The sequence below is a fragment of the Streptomyces boninensis genome (assembly GCF_048572725.1).
GTDB lineage: Bacteria > Actinomycetota > Actinomycetes > Streptomycetales > Streptomycetaceae > Streptomyces > Streptomyces boninensis.
Genome location: NZ_CP183837.1, coordinates 5,686,456 through 5,703,403 on the forward strand (window position 1 = coordinate 5,686,456; position 16,948 = coordinate 5,703,403).

Here is a 16,948-nt window from a genome sequence, read left to right on the forward strand (position 1 = left end):
GGCGGAGTGCCCACCCCACCCCGAGCGACAGCAACGGGTGGGTGGGTGGGAAACAACCCTCCACCGCAGACCGCCGCAGCGCGGAGCGTACGCTGATGCAATGGCCGATCTGACCGCCGCACTGGACCGCGCCGCCGCAGGCGATCGCATCACGCCCGAGGAAGCCCTCGAGCTCTACCGCAGCGCGCCCCTGCACGCCCTCGGGTCAGCGGCGGACGCCGCAAGGCGCCGTCGCTACGCCGGCACCGAGGACATCGCGACGTACATCATCGAGCGCAACATCAACTACACGAACTCATGCGTCACCGCATGCAAGTTCTGCGCCTTCTTCGCCGCCCCGAAGAGCGACAAGGTCTGGACCCGCGACCTCGACGACATCCTGCGCCGCTGCGCGGAGACGGTCGAGCTCGGCGGCACGCAGATCATGTTCCAGGGCGGGCACCACCCGGACTTCGGCGTGGAGTACTACGAAGAGCACTTCTCCGCGATCAAGAAGGCCTACCCGCAGCTCGTCATCCACTCCCTCGGCGCCTCCGAGGTCGAGCACATGTCGAAGATCTCCGGCGTCTCCGCCGAGGACGCCATCCGCCGCATCCACGCCGCCGGCCTCGACTCCTTCGCCGGCGCCGGCGCCGAGCTGCTCCCGGCCCGCCCGCGCAAGGCCATCGCCCCGCTGAAGGAGTCCGGCGAGCGCTGGCTGGAGATCATGGAGATCGCGCACGGCATCGGCGTCGAGTCCACCTCCACGATGCTCATGGGTACGGGTGAGACCAACGCCGAGCGGATCGAGCACCTGCGCATGATCCGCGACGTCCAGGACCGTACGGGCGGCTTCCGCGCCTTCATCCCGTACACCTACCAGCCGCAGAACAACGCCCTGAAGGGCCGCACCCAGGCCACCGACCTGGAGTACCTGCGGCTGATCGCCATCGCCCGGCTCTTCCTCGACAATGTCGCGCACATCCAGGGCTCCTGGCTGACGACCGGCAAGGAGATCGGCCAGCTCACCCTCCACTACGGTGCCGACGACCTCGGCTCCGTCATGCTGGAGGAGAACGTCGTCTCCTCCGCCGGCGCCCGGCACCGCTCCAACCTCCGCGAGATCATCGACATGATCCGCGGCGCGGACCGGATCCCGGCGCAGCGCGCGACGACGTACGAGCACCTGGTGGTGCACGACGACCCGGCGAACGACCCGGTGGACGAGCGCGTCGTCTCGCACTTCTCCTCGACGGCGATCGAGGGCGGCACGGCGCATCCCGAGCTGAAGCTCGTCGACGCGAACTGACGCCGGAAGACGCCGGAAGATGCGCACACTGCACGTCCCGGACACGGTGCTGTCCGTGCCCGGGAAGCCGCCGGAGGCCGGGCAGGCCGTCCTCGTCGACGGGCGCCAGATCGTGGCCGTAGGCCCGTACGAGGAGCTGGCCGAGGCCAACCCCGACGCCCGGATGCGCCGCTGGCCGGGCGGTCTGCTGACCCCTGGGCTGGTCAACCGGCACGCCGCCGAGCTGCTGGAGCGGCTCTACCACCCGGATCCGCGCGAGGCGGACACCCTGGGTACCGAGCCGCTAGACCCGGCCGCGGCCGGGCTCGAGATGGACGACACGCGCTGGGGCGCGAGCGCCCGGCGCGGGCTGCAGCGGATGCTGGCGAACGGCACGACGGCGGTGGCGGGGGAGTTCCGGCGCGCGGCCGTACGGGAGGCGGTGGAGCGGTCGCCGCTGCGGCACCTCACGCGGGCCGGCGGGCTGCCGCCGCGGGCCGCGGACTTCGCGGTCTTCGCCGTACGGGACGAGGCCGCCCTCGCCGAGCAGGGCGCGTCCACCTGCATCGCCACCGTCATCGACGGCCGGCTGGTGTACCGGCGCCGCTGATGTCAGAGCGCCCTGCTTGAATGGGTTCCGTGACCCGCGCAACGCTCGACAAGCAGCCGCACGAAGTCGCCGCGATGTTCGACGACGTCGCCGCGAAGTACGACCTCACCAACGATGTGCTGTCGCTCGGCCAGGCCCGGCTGTGGCGGCGTGCCGTCGCGCAGGCCGTCGACGCCAAGCCGGGGGACCGGGTGCTGGACCTCGCCGCCGGTACGGGCACGTCGTCGCTGCCGTTCGCCGCCGCGGGCGCGTATGTGGTGCCGTGCGACTTCTCGCTCGGGATGCTGCGCGAGGGCAAGCGGCGGCAGCCGCAGCTGCCGCTGACGGCTGGGGATGCCACGAAGCTGCCGTTCGCGGACGGGGTCTTCGACGCCGTCACGATCTCCTTCGGGCTGCGCAATGTGCAGGACACGGATGCCGGGCTGCGGGAGATGCTGCGGGTGACGCGGCCCGGGGGGCGTGTGGTGGTGTGCGAGTTCAGCCACCCGACGTGGGCGCCCTTCAGGACCGTCTACACCGAGTACCTGATGCGCGCGCTGCCCCCGGTCGCCACGGCGGTCAGCAGCAACCCCGACGCGTACGTCTATCTCGCCGACTCCATCCGCACCTGGCCGGACCAGCCGGCCCTCGCCAGCCGGCTGGAGCAGGCGGGCTGGAGCCGGGTCGCCTGGCGCAATCTGACCGGCGGGATCGTGGCGCTGCACCGAGGGTACGCACCGGCGTAACGGCCGCGGCGGCTCAAAGGCGACCCGGCGCGGGACTGTCAGCGGGCGACCGTAGACTTTGGCCATGTCAGCCGAGACCGTGACCGACACCTCGCAGAGCGCCGACGTCATCGTCGTCGGCGCCGGGCCCGCCGGATCGACGACCGCCTACTACCTGGCCAAAGCCGGACTCGACGTCCTGCTGCTGGAGAAGACCGCGTTCCCACGCGAGAAGGTCTGCGGTGACGGGCTGACGCCACGCGCCACCAAGCAGCTCGTCGCCATGGGGATCGACATCTCCGAGGAAGCCGGCTGGCTGCGCAACAAAGGCCTGCGCATCATCGGCGGCGGCCACCGCCTCCAGCTCGACTGGCCCGACCTCGCCTCCTTCCCCGACTACGGCCTCGTCCGCAAGCGCGACGACTTCGACGAGCAGCTCGCCCGGCAGGCGCAGAAGGCGGGCGCGCGGCTGCACGAGCGGTGCAATGTCAGCGGGCCGATCCGCGATGAGCGTACGGGCCGGATCATCGGCGTCACCGCCAAGATGGGCGAGGAGAAGACCCCGGCCTCCTTCCACGCCCCGCTCGTCATCGCCGCCGACGGCAACTCCTCGCGGCTCTCCCTCGCGATGAACCGGCACCGGGACGAGAGCCGCCCGATGGGCGTCGCGGTGCGCACGTACTTCCACTCGCCGCGGCACGAGGACGACTATCTGGAGTCCTGGCTGGAGCTGTGGGACAAGCGCGGTGCGCAGGACCGGCTGCTGCCCGGCTACGGCTGGATCTTCGGCATGGGCGACGGCACCTCCAACGTCGGCCTCGGCATCCTGAATTCGTCGTCCGCCTTCAAGGAGCTGGACTGGCGCGATGTGCTGAAGGCCTGGTGCGCCTCGATGCCCGAGGACTGGGGCTACACCCCGGAGAACATGACCGGCCCCATCCGCGGCGCCGCCCTCCCGATGGCCTTCAACCGCAAGCCGCATTACGACCACGGCCTGATGCTGGTCGGCGACGCGGGCGGGCTGGTGAACCCGTTCAACGGCGAGGGCATCGCGTACGCGATGGAGAGCGGCCAGATCGCCGCTGACGTCGTCGTGCAGGCGCAGGCGCGCGCCACGGCCGCGCAGCGCGAGCGGGCGCTGCACGCGTACCCGAAGGTGCTCAAGGAGACGTACGGCGGCTATTACTCGATGGGCCGCGCCTTCGTGAAGCTGATCGGCAACCCGAAGGTGATGCAGCTGGCCGCGCAGCGCGGGCTGTCGCACCCGATGCTGATGCGCTTCACGCTCAAGATGCTCGCCAACCTGACGGACCCGCGTGGCGGCGACTCGATGGACCGGATCATCAACGGGCTGGCGAAGGTGGCCCCTAAGGCCTGAGAGGCGCCTGAGAGGCCGCACAGCCGCCCGTACGACAGCCGCCCGTATACGGACATGAGTGAGGGCCCCCGCCGCCAGGCCGGGGGCCCTCACTCATGTGTGGCCGTAAAGGAGCCTCAGAGGACGCGGACCGCGCCGCTCGCCGGGTAGCCCGACAGGTCCTGGATAACGACGCCCTTGCTCGGGTTCGCGGCGTCCAGGTACTGGCCGCCGCCGATGTAGACGCCGGTGTGGTACGCGGAGCCCTTGCCGCCCCAGTACAGGATGTCGCCGACCTGGAGGTTGGACGTGCCGACCTCGGTGCCGACCGTCGACTGGTCCTGCGAGACGCGCGGCAGGGAGATGCCGGCCTGCTTGAAGGCGGCCTGGACAAGGCTGGAGCAGTCCCAGGAGTTGGGGCCCGAGGCGCCCATGACGTACGCGTCGCCGAGCTGGGCCTTCATGAAGGCGACGACGGTCGCGGCGCTGCCGGAGCCGCTGCTCGTCGCGGGGGCGGAGAGGGTGGTGCGCTCGGAGGAGCGGCTGGCGGCCTGCTGGGCCTCCGCGGCGCGCTTGGCCTTGGCCTTCTTCGCGGCCTCCGCCTTGCGCTGCTCGGCCTCTTCCTTGGCCTTGGCGGCGGCCTTGCGGGCGTCCTTGGCGGCGTCCGACTGCTCGGCCTGCAGCGCGTACTTGAGCGCGGCCTGCTCGGTGGCCTCCGCGGTCCGCTGGGCCGGCGCGGTGACCGCGTCGGCGACGGGAACGGCGGGGAGCTGAGCGGTGGTCTCGGCGGCTCCGGCCGGTGCCTTGTCGCCCAGAGCGGGGGCGGCGGCGCCGGTCGTCACCATCGTCGTGAGTGCGCCACCGGTGATCCCGGCGCGGACAACCCACTTGGTGGCGGGGTTGCTGCTCCGGGGTTTCCGGTGGCTGCGTATCTGAGCATTCGGGGACATGGGGCTCATGGCTACCAGTCCCCTAAGGGGCGGTTCAAGCAAGTGGGGTGCGTCACATTTGACGTGTACGCGCCTTCAAATCTCCGGCTCGAACGGGCAATTCGGACACGGGCTTTGGCGGTGGGCCACCAGTGATCATGTGCGTACGCACGAGGTTTCGGGCGCATAAGGGTCCGTTATCACCTCGCTGGGGCTCCGGCCAAGCGGTTCGGCTGGATTGATGGTTGAGCCGTAATGCAACGTGGCATACGTCACTTCCCTTGTGGTGCTTGGGTGTTGACCGGGCCGGGTACATGCGTCGCTCAGATTCGTACATCGCGCTCCCATGCGAGAGGCGCTCGGCCCTAACGGCGCCGGGCTGTAGCTTCCTCACCTTCCGGCGGCGGGACGCGTAACGCTGCGCGGGCGGCACACCTCTTATACGGGCCCCATGGTGCCCGTCCTCTTCCTTACGGCCCGGGACGCCGCCACGGCCCGTACCGAACTCGGCCGCCTGTCCGCCGCGCTCAACGGCATGCTCGACCGCATCGAAGCGAGCGACGCCGAACGGGCCGCCGCCGCCGACCGGATGCGCCGCTTCATCGCGGACACCAGCTACGAGCTGCGCACGCCGATCTTCGGCATCAACGGCTTCACCGAGTTGTACCGAATAGGCGGAATGCCGGAACGGGGCAGGGTGGTCCGTCCGTATCGGAGTCGGGCGGGCGGGCGATGCCCGCGGCCGGGCCGGGCAGGGGAGGGCGGATGGGGCGACGGTGACAGCGACGGCGGCGGTACGGGACTCGGCCTCGCCATTGTCCGCACCGCCCCCGGCGAGGGCGCGGTCTTCCGGCTGCTGCTGCCGCGGAGCGCGGGTGCGGGCGAGGACGAGGGCGACGGCCCGGCCCGCCCGCGGTAGTTGTAGACGGCCGCTATCAGCCGCCCGTGTCCACCGCGAATTTGGCAAGTAAGGCTTGCCTTTGATAGCGGAGGCGCCGCGCTGACCTGGCCTGACCTGCATAAATGTCACGCCTAGTGATCATCGTGCCACTTCGCGCATGATGATCATCGATCATCCACTCTCATGATCATTCGTCAGGTGGCAGAGATCACAAAGGCGTTGAGCTACCCCGTGTCGCAGATCACAGAGGGGGAGGCATAAGATGCGCCTACGCGGGCTTGTGAACTGCCTCACATATGCGCGATCTTCGTTGAGGCGGGCCGCAGGCCCATCGCAGTCAGTGTCGACTGAGAGGAGCGAGGCAGCGGTGAACGCTTATGTACCCATCCTCGTGCTAGGGGCCATCGCAACGGCTTTCGCGGTCTTCTCCGTGGTCATGGCCGCGATCATCGGCCCAAAGCGCTACAACCGGGCAAAGCTCGAGGCCTATGAATGCGGCGTCGAGGCCACCCCGCAGCCGGCCGGCGGCGGGCGTTTTCCGATCAAGTACTACCTGACGGCGATGCTCTTCATCGTCTTCGATATCGAGATCGTCTTCCTGTATCCCTGGGCCGTCTCCTTTGACGCCCTGGGGCTGTTCGGGCTCGTGGAGATGCTGCTCTTCGTGCTCACCGTCTTCGTCGCCTACGCATATGTGTGGCGGCGCGGCGGGCTGGAATGGGACTAGGGGCACATTATGGGGATCGAAGAAAAACTTCCCAGCGGCTTCCTGCTGACCACCGTCGAGCAGGCCGCGGGGTGGACCCGCAAGGCATCAGTCTTCCCGGCCACCTTCGGGCTCGCCTGCTGCGCCATCGAGATGATGACCACCGGCGCCGGACGCTATGACCTCGCGCGTTTCGGCATGGAGGTCTTCCGCGGCTCGCCGCGGCAGGCGGATCTGATGATCGTCGCGGGCCGGGTCAGCCAGAAGATGGCGCCGGTCGTGCGGCAGGTCTACGACCAGATGCCGAACCCCAAGTGGGTGATTTCCATGGGCGTGTGCGCCTCGTCCGGCGGCATGTTCAACAACTACGCGATCGTGCAGGGCGTCGACCACATCCTTCCCGTCGACATCTACCTGCCCGGCTGCCCGCCGCGCCCCGAGATGCTCATGGACGCCATTCTCAAGCTGCACGAGAAGATCCAGACCTCGAAGCTCGGCGTGAACCGCGAGGAGGCCGCCCGCGAGGCCGAGGAGGCCGCTCGCAAGGCGCTGCCCACGATCGAGATGAAGGGGCTGCTCCGGTGAGCGACGAGAACAACGGGGTCAATCCCGAAAAGGACCTCAGCGCCCAGAACCTTCCCGGCCAGCGCGGCGACACCGGCGAGGAGATCCGGGTCCAGCAGGGGATGTTCGGCGCCAACAACGGCGGCGACACCTCCGGTTACGGCGGCCTCGTCCGCTCGATCCGGCTGCCCGGCGAGAGCTCCCGCCCGTACGGCGGCTACTTCGACGAAGTCGCCGACGAGCTCGAAGGCGCGCTGGAGGAGCAGGGCCTCGTACCCGAGAACGTGATCGAGAAGACGGTCGTCGACCGCGGCGAGATGACGCTGCACATCGACCGCCAGTACCTGCCGGCCGTCGCCAAGACCCTCCGCGACGACCCCGCCCTGCGCTTCGAGTTGTGTACGGGCGTCAGCGGCGTGCACTACCCTGGCGACAAGGGCCGCGAGCTGCACGCCGTCTACCACCTGCGGTCGCTCACCCACGGCCGGCTCATCAGGCTGGAGGTCTCGGCGCCCGACGCCGACCCGCACATCCCGTCCGTCGTCTCCGTCTACCCGACCAACGACTGGCACGAGCGCGAGACGTACGACTTCTTCGGCCTCATCTTCGACGGCCACCCGGCGCTGACCCGGATCATGATGCCCGACGACTGGCAGGGCTTCCCGCAGCGCAAGGACTACCCGCTCGGCGGCATCCCCGTCGAGTACAAGGGCGCCCAGATCCCGGCTCCCGACCAGCGGAGGTCGTACAGCTGATGAGCACGTCTGAAGCAAGCGCAGCCCACGCCGGCACCCGCGAGACCACCGAGGGCAAGGTCTACACCGTCACCGGCGGCGACTGGGACGAGGTCGTCGACGCCGCGTCCCGCGCCGACGACGAGCGCATCGTCGTCAACATGGGCCCGCAGCACCCGTCCACCCACGGCGTGCTGCGGCTGATCCTGGAGATCGACGGCGAGACGGTGACCGAGGCCCGCTGCGGCATCGGCTATCTGCACACCGGCATCGAGAAGAACCTCGAGTACCGGACCTGGACGCAGGGCACCACCTTCGTCACGCGCATGGACTACCTGACCTCGTTCTTCAACGAGACCGGGTACTGCCTCGCGGTCGAGAAGCTGCTCGGCATCGAGGACGACGTCCCGGACCGGGCCACGATCATCCGCGTGCTCCTGATGGAGCTGAACCGGCTCTCCTCCCACCTGGTGGCGATCGCCACCGGCGGCATGGAGCTCGGCGCCACCACCGTGATGATCTACGGCTTCCGGGATCGTGAGCTGATTCTCGATCTCTACGAGCTGATCACCGGCCTGCGGATGAACCACGCGTACATCCGCCCGGGCGGGCTCTCCCAGGACCTCCCGCCGGGCGCCGTGGACGCCGTCCGCGAGACGGTGAAGAAGCTCCGCAAGAACCTCGTCGAGTACGACCAGCTGGCCACCGGCAACCCGGTCTTCAAGGCCCGGATGCAGGACATCGGCTATCTGGACCTGACCGGCTGCATGGCGCTCGGCGCGACGGGGCCGATCCTGCGCTCCGCCGGGCTGCCGCACGACCTGCGCAAGTCGGACCCGTACTGCGGCTATGAGACGTACGACTTCGAGGTGCCGACCACCGACACCTGCGATTCGTACGGCCGCTTCCTCATCCGCCTCGAAGAGATGCGGCAGTCGCTCAACATCGTCGAGCAGTGCCTGGACCGCCTTGAGCCGGGCCCGGTCATGGTCGGCGACAAGAAGATCGCCTGGCCCGCGCAGCTGGCGCTCGGGCCTGATGGGCTCGGCAACTCGCTGGACCACATCAAGAACATCATGGGCACCTCGATGGAGGCCCTGATCCACCACTTCAAGCTGGTGACCGAGGGCTTCCGGGTCCCGCCGGGGCAGGCCTACACGGCCGTCGAGTCCGCCAAGGGCGAGCTCGGCGTGCACGCCGTCAGCGACGGCGGCACCCGCCCGTACCGGGTCCACTACCGCGACCCCTCCTTCACCAACCTGCAGGCCATGGCGGCGATGTGCGAGGGCGGCCAGGTCGCCGACGTGATCGTCGCGGTGGCGTCCATCGACCCCGTGATGGGAGGCGTCGACCGGTGACCGCTGAGGTAAGCCTGGGAATGCCGCAGCTGCCGGCCCCCGCCTATCCGGACGAGGTGCGGCAGCGGCTCGCGGCGGACGCGAAGGAGATCGTCGCCCGCTATCCCGACAGCCGCTCCGCTCTTCTCCCGATGCTGCACCTGGTGCAGTCCGAGGAGGGCCATGTCACCCGCACCGGCATGCAGTTCTGCGCGGACCAGCTCGACCTGACCACGGCGGAGGTGACCGCGGTGGCCACCTTCTACTCGATGTACCGCCGCAAGCCGTCGGGCGACTACCAGGTCGGCGTCTGCACGAACACGCTCTGCGCGGTGATGGGCGGCGACGCCATCTTCGAGGAGCTGCAGGAGCACCTCGGCATCGGCAACAACGAAACCACCGACGACGGCAAGGTCACGGTGGAGCACATCGAGTGCAATGCCGCTTGTGATTACGCGCCCGTTGTGATGGTCAACTGGGAGTTCTTCGACAACCAGACCGTCGAGTCGGCGAAGCAGCTGGTCGACGACCTGCGCGCGGGCCGCGAGGTGGCCCCCACCCGCGGCGCCAAGCTGTGCACCTTCAAGGAGACCGCCCGTATCCTCGCCGGCTTCCCCGACCAGCGCGAAGGCGCGGTCGAGGAGTCCGGCGCCGCGGGCCCCGCCTCGCTCGCCGGGCTGCAGCTCGCGAAGGGCGAGGTGGCGCCGGGCCGGGTCGTCTCGCCACGTGACGCCGAGGAGGGGGAGTGATGACCGTGACCACCGAACTCAACGAATCCAGCCCGGAGAAGGTGCTCACCCCGGTCCTCTCCGCCTTCTGGGACGAGGACCGCCCCTGGAGCCTGGAGGCGTACCGCCGCCACGACGGCTACGAGGGCCTCCGCAAGGCCCTCGCCATGCCCCCGGACGACGTCATCGCGTACGTGAAGGACTCCGGTCTCCGCGGCCGCGGCGGCGCAGGCTTCCCGACCGGCATGAAGTGGCAGTTCATCCCGCAGGGCGACGGCAAGCCGCACTACCTCGTGGTGAACGCGGACGAGTCCGAGCCCGGCACCTGCAAGGACATCCCGCTCCTCTTCGCCAACCCGCACTCGCTGATCGAGGGCATGGCCATCGCCTGCCACGCGATCCGCTCCACCCACGCCTTCATCTACCTGCGCGGCGAGGTCGTCCCCGTGCTGCGCCGGCTGCACGAGGCGGTCCGGGAGGCGTACGCGGCCGGGCTGCTCGGCAAGGACGCGCTCGGGCCCGGCATCGACCTGGACATCACGGTGCACGCGGGCGCGGGCGCGTACATCTGCGGTGAGGAGACCGCGCTGCTCGACTCGCTGGAGGGGCGGCGCGGGCAGCCGCGGCTGCGGCCGCCGTTCCCGGCGGTCGAGGGGCTCTACGCCTGCCCGACCGTCGTGAACAACGTCGAGTCCATCGCCTCCGTGCCCGCGATCATGCACAAGGGCAAGGAGTGGTTCCGCAGCATGGGCAGCGAGAAGTCCCCGGGCTTCACGCTGTACTCGCTCAGCGGCCATGTCGCCCGCCCGGGCCAGTACGAGGGGCCGCTCGGCATCACGCTGCGGCAGCTGCTCGACATGGGCGGCGGGATGCGGCCAGGGCACCGGCTGAAGTTCTGGACGCCGGGCGGGTCTTCGACCCCGATGTTCACCGAGGAGCACCTCGACGTCGCGCTCGACTACGAGGGCGTCGGCGCCGCCGGCTCCATGCTCGGCACCAAGGCGCTGCAGTGCTTCGACGAGACCACCTGCGTCGTACGGGCGGTGACGCGCTGGACCGAGTTCTACGCGCATGAGTCCTGCGGCAAGTGCACCCCCTGCCGCGAAGGCACGTACTGGCTGGTCCAGCTGCTGCGTGACATCGAGGCGGGCAAGGGCGAGATGGACGACCTCGACAAGATCGCGGACATCGCCGACAACATCAACGGCAAGTCCTTCTGCGCCCTCGGCGACGGCGCCGCGGCCCCGATCGCCTCGTCCTTCAAGTACTTCCGCGAGGAGTACGAGCAGCACATCACCGGGAAGGGCTGCCCCTTCGACCCGGCGAGGTCGACCCTGTGGGCCGACGAGAGCGCTGCTCAGGGGGTGACGGCGTGACCGTCAGCTCATCCGCTGCGGGCGTCCTCGCCCGCTCCCTCACTTCACCCCAGGAGGTGGACGCATGACCGTCACCACGTCCGCCCCCGCCGGAGGCGGGGAGGCGGCGATCCCGCCCGAGGATCTTGTGACCCTGACCATCGACGGAGTCGAGATCTCCGTCCCCAAGGGGACATTGGTGATCCGCGCCGCCGAACAGCTCGGGATCGAGATCCCCAGGTTCTGCGACCACCCCCTGCTCGACCCCGCCGGCGCCTGCCGGCAGTGCATCGTGGAGGTGGAGGGCCAGCGCAAGCCGATGGCCTCCTGCACCATCACCTGCACCGACGGCATGGTCGTCAAGACCCAGCTCAGCTCGCCGGTCGCGGAGAAGGCGCAGAAGGGCGTGATGGAGCTGCTGCTCATCAATCACCCCCTCGACTGCCCGGTCTGCGACAAGGGCGGCGAATGCCCGCTGCAGAACCAGGCGATGTCGCACGGCCAGGCCGACAGCCGCTTCGAGGGCAAGAAGCGGACCTTCGAGAAGCCGGTGCCGATCAGCGAGCAGGTGCTGCTGGACCGCGAGCGCTGCGTGCTCTGCGCCCGCTGCACCCGCTTCTCGAACCAGATCGCCGGCGACCCGATGATCGAGCTGCTGGAGCGCGGCGCGCTGCAGCAGGTCGGCACCGGTGAGGGCGACCCCTTCGAGTCGTACTTCTCGGGCAACACCATCCAGATCTGCCCGGTCGGCGCGCTCACCTCGAAGGCGTATCGCTTCCGCTCGCGGCCCTTCGACCTGACGTCGTCGCCGAGCGTCTGCGAGCACTGCGCGGGCGGCTGCGCGACCCGCACCGACCACCGGCGCGGCAAGGTGCTGCGGCGCCTCGCGCAGAACGACCCCGAGGTCAACGAAGAGTGGATGTGCGACAAGGGCCGCTTCGGCTTCCGCTACGCACAGCTGCCCACCCGGCTGACCACGCCGCTGGTACGGGACGCCGAGACCGGCGACCTGCGCGAGGCGAGCTGGCCGGAGGCCCTGGCCGTGGCGGCCGAAGGCCTGGCGTCCGCCAAGGGCCGCGCCGGCGTCCTCACCGGCGGCCGGCTGACCGCTGAGGACTCCTACGCGTACGCGAAGTTCGCCCGCGTCGCTCTCGCCACCAACGACATCGACTTCCGCGCGCGGGTGCACTCCGCCGAGGAGGCCGAGTTCCTGGCGGCGAAGGTCGCCGGGCGCGGCCGCGACCTCGACGGCGGCGGTCTTACGTACAAGAAGCTCGAAGCCGCCCCGGCCGTGCTGCTGGTTGGCTTTGAGGCCGAGGAGGAGGCGCCCGGCGTCTTCCTGAAGCTGCGCAAGGCCTGGAAGAAGCACGGCCAGAAGGTCTACGCCCTCGCCACCCACGCCACCCGCGGCCTGGAGAAGGCGGGCGGCACCCTGCTCCCCGCCGGACCCGGCACCGAGCCGGGCTGGCTGGACGCGCTGGTCACCGGCGCCGGACTCGGCGACGACGGCAAGGCGGCGTCGGAGGCGATCCGTACCGAAGGCGCGGTCATCGTCGTCGGCGAGCGGCTTGCGGCCGTGCCCGGCGGGCTCACCGCCGCCGCCCGCGCCGCCGAGGCCACCGGGGCCACGCTCGCGTGGATCCCGCGCCGGGCCGGCGAGCGCGGCGCGATCGAGGCGGGCGCGCTGCCCGGGCTGCTGCCCGGCGGCCGCCCGGCGACCGACCCGCAGGCGCGCGCGCAGACCGCCGCGGCCTGGGGCCTCGGCGAACTCCCCTCGCGCGCGGGCCGCGACACCGAGCAGATCCTGGCCGCCGCCGAGAGCGGCGAGCTGGGCGCGCTGGTCGTCGCCGGCGTCGAGGTCGCCGACCTGCCGGACCCGGCGCAGGCGCGCAGGGCGCTGGACGCGGCCGGCTTCCTGGTCAGCATCGAGCAGCGGCCGAGCGAGGTCACCGAGCGGGCCGACGTGGTCTTCCCGGTCGCGGCGGTCGCCGAGAAGTCGGGCACCTTCCTCAACTGGGAGGGCCGGGCCCGGCCGTTCGAGGCCGCGCTCAAGGTGGACCAGATGACCCGGCGGACGGCGCCCGTGGACGCGCGGGTGCTGAACATGCTCGCCGACGAGATGGACATCCACCTCGGCCTGCCCGACGTCCGTACGATCCGCGCCGAATACGGCCGCCTCGGCACCTGGACCGGCGGCCACTCCGCCGTGCCGGCCGAGATCCCGCGCCCGCTCCCCGAGCCGGGCAGCGGCGAGGCCGTGCTGGCGGGCCACCGGCTGCTGCTCGACCAGGGGCGGCTGCAGGACGGCGACGAGGCCCTGGCCGGCACCCGGCACGCGGCGCTGGCGCGGCTGTCCCCGGCCACGGCGGAACGGTCGGGAGTCACGGACGGGGACACGCTGACAGTGTCGGGTCCGGCCGGACGGGTGCAGTTCCCCGTCCAGGTGACCCCTGAGATGCCCGACCAGGTCGTCTGGCTGCCGCTGCAGTCGGCGGGCGGCGGCGTCGCCTCCGACACGGGCGCCGTACCCGGCGATGTGGTCAAGATCGCGGCTGCGGCCGCACCCCTCAGCACCACGGAGGTGCAGCCGTGACGACACTGGCGACACTCGCCGCGACATCGACGTCGAATGGCGTCATCGCCGCCGAGGACCTCTCCATGTTCGGGCGCGACCCGTGGTGGCTGATCGCCCTCAAGGCGGTCTTCTGCTTCGCCCTGCTCATGGTGACCGTCCTCGTCTGCATCGTGGCCGAGCGCAAGGTGCTCGGCTGGATGCAGCTGCGCATCGGCCCCAACCGGCACGGCCCCTGGGGGCTGCTGCAGTCCCTCGCCGACGGCATCAAGCTGATGCTGAAGGAGGACATCGTCGTCAAGGGCGCGCACAAGTTCGTCTATGTGCTCGCGCCCATCGTCGCCGCCGTCCCCGCCTTCATGGCCATCGCCGTCATCCCCTTCGGCCCGGCCGACAACCAGGTCTCGATCTTCGGCGAGCGCACCACGATGCAGCTCACCGACCTGCCGGTGTCGATGCTGTACGTGCTCGCCACCGCGTCCATCGCCGCGTACGGCGTGGTGCTCGCCGGCTGGGCGTCCGGGTCCACGTACCCGCTGCTCGGCGGCGTCCGCGCCACCGCGCAGGTGATCTCGTACGAGATCGCGATGGGGCTGAGCTTCGCCGCCGTGTTCATGTACAGCGGCTCGCTCTCCACCTCCACCATCGTCGAGGGCCAGGAGGACCGCTGGTACGCGGTGCTGCTCCCGGTCTCCTTCCTGATCTACCTGATCGCGATGGTCGGCGAGTCGCACCGGCCGCCGTTCGACATGCCGGAGTCCGAGGGCGACCTGGTCGGCGGCTTCAACACCGAGTACTCGTCGATCAAGTTCGCGCTCTTCATGCTCTCCGAGTACGTCCACCTGGTCACCGTCTCGATGATCGCGGTGACGATGTTCCTCGGCGGCTGGCGGGCGCCCGCGCCCCTCTCCACCGTGTGGGCGGGCGCCAACGAGGGCTGGTGGCCGCTGCTGTGGTTCCTCGCCAAGACGGTGGTGCTGATCTTCGGATTCGTCTGGATCAGGGCCGCGCTGCCCCGGGTGCGCTACGACCAGTTCATGAAGCTGGGGTGGAAGGTCCTCATCCCGATCTCGATGGTGTGGCTGATGCTCGTCGCCACGGTCCGGGCGCTGCGCAACGAGAACTACGACTTCGCCGACATCGTGATGTACGTCGCCGGGGCGGTCATCGCGCTGCTGCTCATCTCCTTCGTCATCGACTTCTTCCGCCGCGGCGAGAAGGAGGAGGAGAAGCCGGAGCCCGCCTTCGACCCGGTCGCCGGCGGCTTCCCCGTACCGCCGCTGCCGGGGCAGGCGCTGCCGCCCGTACCGCGTCGTCCGTCGCGCCATAAGCAGGAGCGCGAGCTGGTCGGCTCCGGCGCTGAGAACACCGATGGAAAGGAGGCCGAGGGTGTCTGACGACAAGCCCAAGAGGCTCAACCCCGTCGCCGGCTTCGGCGTGACCTTCAAGGCCATGTTCAAGAAGCGGCTGACCGAGCAGTACCCGGAGTACAAGAAGCCGACGGCGCCCCGCTTCCACGGCCGGCATCAGCTCAACCGGCACCCGGACGGCCTGGAGAAGTGCATCGGCTGCGAGCTGTGCGCCTGGGCGTGTCCCGCCGACGCGATCTATGTCGAAGGCGCGGACAACACCGAGGAGGAGCGCTACTCGCCCGGTGAGCGCTACGGCCGTACGTACCAGATCAACTACCTGCGCTGCATCCTGTGCGGGCTGTGCGTCGAGGCATGCCCTACCCGGGCGCTGACCATGACGAACGAGTACGAACTGGCCGACCGCAGCCGCGAGTCGCTCATCTACACCAAGGACGAGCTGCTCGTCGGCCTCACCGAAGGCATGGTCGACTCGCCGCACGCGATCTTCCCCGGGATGACCGAGAAGGACTACTACAGCGGGCTTGTCACCGAGGCCGCGCCGGGAACCGAGCAGCAGGTGGCGGTCAGCAAGGGCGAGCCGGCGGCTGAGGAGACCGAGGAGGCCTCGGCATGAGCGCGACACTCGCCGCCTACCAGACCTCCTCCGGCGAAGCCGCCCAGTTCTGGGTGCTGGCGATCTTCGCGGTCGCGGGCGCGCTCGGCACCGTCATGATGCGCCGCTCCGTGCACTCCGCGCTCTGCCTCGCCGGCACGATGGTGATCCTCGCCGTCTTCTACCTGGCGAACGGGGCGTACTTCCTGGGCGTCGTCCAGATCGTCGTCTACACCGGCGCGGTCATGATGCTCTTCCTCTTCGTACTGATGCTGGTGGGCATCACCGCCACCGACTCGCTGACGGAGACCATCAAGGGCCAGCGCTGGTGGGCCGCCGCCTGCGGGATCGGCTTCGGCATCCTGCTGATGGCCGGCATCGGCAATGCGGGTCTGAAGGACTTCAACGGCCTGGGCGCCGCCAACAAGGGCGGCAATGTCCACGGCCTGGCCGAGCTCATCTTCACCAAGTACGTCTTCGCCTTCGAGCTCACCGGCGCGCTGCTGATCACCGCGGCCGTCGCCGGGATGGTGCTCACCCACAAGGAGAAGACCGAGAAGCCGCTCAGCCAGCGCGAGCAGGCCGCCAAGCGGGTCAGCGAGGGCAAGCACCTGCCGCCGCTGCCCGCCCCCGGCGTCTATGCCCGGCACAACGCGGTCGACATCGCGGGCCTGCTGCCCGACGGCAACACCTCGGACCTCACCGTCATCAAGACGCTGCGGGACCGCGGCCAGATCCGCGACGTCTCCCAGGACGCGGTCAACGACCTTGCCGCGCTGGAGAACCGCACCGCCACGTACCAGGGGCGCAAGACGCTCCCGGGGCAGGCGCAGCAGGACCACCAGCGGGCCGCGGCCGATGACAAGAAGGCCGAGACGGCCGAGCAGGAGCAGAAGGAGGTGACCAAGTAGATGAACCCGGTCAACTACCTCTTCCTCTCCGCGCTGCTCTTCACCATCGGCGCGGCAGGGGTGCTGATCCGGCGGAACGCGATCGTGGTCTTCATGTGCGTCGAGCTGATGCTGAACGCCTGCAACCTGGCGTTCGTCACCTTCTCGCGGATGCACGGCAACCTCGACGGCCAGATCATCGCCTTCTTCACGATGGTCGTCGCCGCCGCCGAGGTGGTCGTGGGACTCGCGATCATCGTGACGGTCTACCGCTCCCGCCACTCGGCCTCGGTCGACGACGCCAGCCTGATGAAGCTGTAAGGGGACGC

The 16,948-nt window shown here is 69.8% G+C and carries 17 protein-coding genes; 16 read left to right on the forward strand and 1 reads right to left on the reverse strand.

The window, feature by feature from the left end:
* Window positions 1–100 precede the first annotated feature (100 nt).
* The 4 genes from mqnC to ACNNMR_RS26030 all read left to right on the forward strand — a co-directional run bounded on the left by mqnC (window position 101) and on the right by ACNNMR_RS26030 (window position 3,959).
* Window positions 101–1,288, forward strand: a complete 1,188-nt coding sequence (mqnC, locus tag ACNNMR_RS26015; RefSeq protein WP_419997094.1) for a cyclic dehypoxanthinyl futalosine synthase — start codon at window positions 101–103, stop codon at window positions 1,286–1,288.
* 19 nt (window positions 1,289–1,307) lie between these two features.
* A complete protein-coding gene (locus tag ACNNMR_RS26020) occupies window positions 1,308–1,877 on the forward strand; it encodes an imidazolonepropionase-like domain-containing protein (protein ID WP_419997095.1) in 570 nt (189 codons plus the stop codon).
* A 29-nt stretch (window positions 1,878–1,906) separates the two neighbouring features.
* Window positions 1,907–2,602, forward strand: a complete 696-nt coding sequence (locus ACNNMR_RS26025; protein WP_419997096.1) for a demethylmenaquinone methyltransferase — start codon at window positions 1,907–1,909, stop codon at window positions 2,600–2,602.
* Window positions 2,603–2,666: 64 nt separating this feature from the next.
* On the forward strand, window positions 2,667–3,959 hold the full coding sequence (locus tag ACNNMR_RS26030) for a geranylgeranyl reductase family protein (protein ID WP_419997097.1): 1,293 nt from the start codon (window positions 2,667–2,669) through the stop codon (window positions 3,957–3,959).
* Window positions 3,960–4,075: 116 nt separating this feature from the next.
* Here the strand turns inward: ACNNMR_RS26030 and ACNNMR_RS26035 are convergent, their stop codons facing one another.
* Window positions 4,076–4,888 carry a C40 family peptidase gene (locus tag ACNNMR_RS26035; protein ID WP_420000476.1) on the reverse strand — a complete coding sequence of 271 codons (813 nt, stop codon included), beginning with the start codon at window positions 4,886–4,888 and terminating at the stop codon, window positions 4,076–4,078.
* A 430-nt stretch (window positions 4,889–5,318) separates the two neighbouring features.
* Here ACNNMR_RS26035 and ACNNMR_RS26040 point away from each other — a divergent pair, with 430 nt between their 5' ends.
* The 12 genes from ACNNMR_RS26040 to nuoK all read left to right on the forward strand — a co-directional run bounded on the left by ACNNMR_RS26040 (window position 5,319) and on the right by nuoK (window position 16,940).
* Window positions 5,319–5,786, forward strand: coding sequence for a hypothetical protein (locus ACNNMR_RS26040; protein ID WP_419997098.1), 468 nt, complete (start codon window positions 5,319–5,321; stop codon window positions 5,784–5,786).
* A gap of 349 nt (window positions 5,787–6,135) precedes the next feature.
* A complete protein-coding gene (locus ACNNMR_RS26045; RefSeq protein ID WP_165238819.1) occupies window positions 6,136–6,495 on the forward strand; it encodes an NADH-quinone oxidoreductase subunit A in 360 nt (119 codons plus the stop codon).
* 9 nt (window positions 6,496–6,504) lie between these two features.
* The gene (locus tag ACNNMR_RS26050; protein WP_419997099.1) at window positions 6,505–7,059 is read left to right on the forward strand and encodes a NuoB/complex I 20 kDa subunit family protein; all 555 of its coding nucleotides are present in this window, start codon (window positions 6,505–6,507) and stop codon (window positions 7,057–7,059) included.
* Window positions 7,056–7,793, forward strand: coding sequence for an NADH-quinone oxidoreductase subunit C (locus tag ACNNMR_RS26055; protein ID WP_419997100.1), 738 nt, complete (start codon window positions 7,056–7,058; stop codon window positions 7,791–7,793). The genes ACNNMR_RS26050 and ACNNMR_RS26055 overlap by 4 nt, the downstream gene beginning before the upstream one ends.
* Complete coding sequence (locus ACNNMR_RS26060; protein ID WP_419997101.1) at window positions 7,793–9,130, forward strand: NADH-quinone oxidoreductase subunit D; 1,338 nt, start codon at window positions 7,793–7,795, stop codon at window positions 9,128–9,130. Before ACNNMR_RS26055 ends, ACNNMR_RS26060 begins: the two co-directional genes overlap by 1 nt.
* 20 nt (window positions 9,131–9,150) lie before the next feature.
* On the forward strand, window positions 9,151–9,858 hold the full coding sequence (nuoE, locus tag ACNNMR_RS26065) for an NADH-quinone oxidoreductase subunit NuoE (protein WP_420000477.1): 708 nt from the start codon (window positions 9,151–9,153) through the stop codon (window positions 9,856–9,858).
* Window positions 9,858–11,213, forward strand: coding sequence for an NADH-quinone oxidoreductase subunit NuoF (gene nuoF, locus ACNNMR_RS26070; protein WP_419997102.1), 1,356 nt, complete (start codon window positions 9,858–9,860; stop codon window positions 11,211–11,213). Before nuoE ends, nuoF begins: the two co-directional genes overlap by 1 nt.
* A 64-nt stretch (window positions 11,214–11,277) precedes the next feature.
* A complete protein-coding gene (locus ACNNMR_RS26075) occupies window positions 11,278–13,785 on the forward strand; it encodes an NADH-quinone oxidoreductase subunit G (RefSeq protein WP_419997103.1) in 2,508 nt (835 codons plus the stop codon).
* Window positions 13,782–15,161 carry an NADH-quinone oxidoreductase subunit NuoH gene (gene nuoH, locus ACNNMR_RS26080; RefSeq protein ID WP_419997104.1) on the forward strand — a complete coding sequence of 460 codons (1,380 nt, stop codon included), beginning with the start codon at window positions 13,782–13,784 and terminating at the stop codon, window positions 15,159–15,161. The genes ACNNMR_RS26075 and nuoH overlap by 4 nt, the downstream gene beginning before the upstream one ends.
* On the forward strand, window positions 15,136–15,750 hold the full coding sequence (gene nuoI / locus ACNNMR_RS26085) for an NADH-quinone oxidoreductase subunit NuoI (protein WP_419997105.1): 615 nt from the start codon (window positions 15,136–15,138) through the stop codon (window positions 15,748–15,750). Before nuoH ends, nuoI begins: the two co-directional genes overlap by 26 nt.
* Window positions 15,747–16,640, forward strand: coding sequence for an NADH-quinone oxidoreductase subunit J (locus ACNNMR_RS26090; protein WP_419997106.1), 894 nt, complete (start codon window positions 15,747–15,749; stop codon window positions 16,638–16,640). Before nuoI ends, ACNNMR_RS26090 begins: the two co-directional genes overlap by 4 nt.
* A complete protein-coding gene (gene nuoK, locus ACNNMR_RS26095; RefSeq protein ID WP_165238802.1) occupies window positions 16,641–16,940 on the forward strand; it encodes an NADH-quinone oxidoreductase subunit NuoK in 300 nt (99 codons plus the stop codon).
* The last annotated feature ends 8 nt before the right edge of the window (window positions 16,941–16,948 follow it).

What these genes read in the sequence shown, in the direction of transcription:
- mqnC (WP_419997094.1), top strand. Translation starts at nt 101, where the DNA reads ATGGCCGATCTGACCGCCGCACTGGACCGCGCCGCCGCAGGCGATCGC.
- ACNNMR_RS26020 (WP_419997095.1), top strand. Translation starts at nt 1,308, where the DNA reads ATGCGCACACTGCACGTCCCGGACACGGTGCTGTCCGTGCCCGGGAAG.
- ACNNMR_RS26030 (WP_419997097.1), top strand. Translation starts at nt 2,667, where the DNA reads ATGTCAGCCGAGACCGTGACCGACACCTCGCAGAGCGCCGACGTCATC.
- ACNNMR_RS26035 (WP_420000476.1), bottom strand. Translation starts at nt 4,888, where the DNA reads ATGTCCCCGAATGCTCAGATACGCAGCCACCGGAAACCCCGGAGCAGC.
- ACNNMR_RS26040 (WP_419997098.1), top strand. Translation starts at nt 5,319, where the DNA reads ATGGTGCCCGTCCTCTTCCTTACGGCCCGGGACGCCGCCACGGCCCGT.
- ACNNMR_RS26050 (WP_419997099.1), top strand. Translation starts at nt 6,505, where the DNA reads ATGGGGATCGAAGAAAAACTTCCCAGCGGCTTCCTGCTGACCACCGTC.
- ACNNMR_RS26060 (WP_419997101.1), top strand. Translation starts at nt 7,793, where the DNA reads ATGAGCACGTCTGAAGCAAGCGCAGCCCACGCCGGCACCCGCGAGACC.
- nuoE (WP_420000477.1), top strand. Translation starts at nt 9,151, where the DNA reads ATGCCGCAGCTGCCGGCCCCCGCCTATCCGGACGAGGTGCGGCAGCGG.
- nuoF (WP_419997102.1), top strand. Translation starts at nt 9,858, where the DNA reads ATGACCGTGACCACCGAACTCAACGAATCCAGCCCGGAGAAGGTGCTC.
- ACNNMR_RS26075 (WP_419997103.1), top strand. Translation starts at nt 11,278, where the DNA reads ATGACCGTCACCACGTCCGCCCCCGCCGGAGGCGGGGAGGCGGCGATC.
- nuoI (WP_419997105.1), top strand. Translation starts at nt 15,136, where the DNA reads ATGGAAAGGAGGCCGAGGGTGTCTGACGACAAGCCCAAGAGGCTCAAC.
- ACNNMR_RS26090 (WP_419997106.1), top strand. Translation starts at nt 15,747, where the DNA reads ATGAGCGCGACACTCGCCGCCTACCAGACCTCCTCCGGCGAAGCCGCC.
- nuoK (WP_165238802.1), top strand. Translation starts at nt 16,641, where the DNA reads ATGAACCCGGTCAACTACCTCTTCCTCTCCGCGCTGCTCTTCACCATC.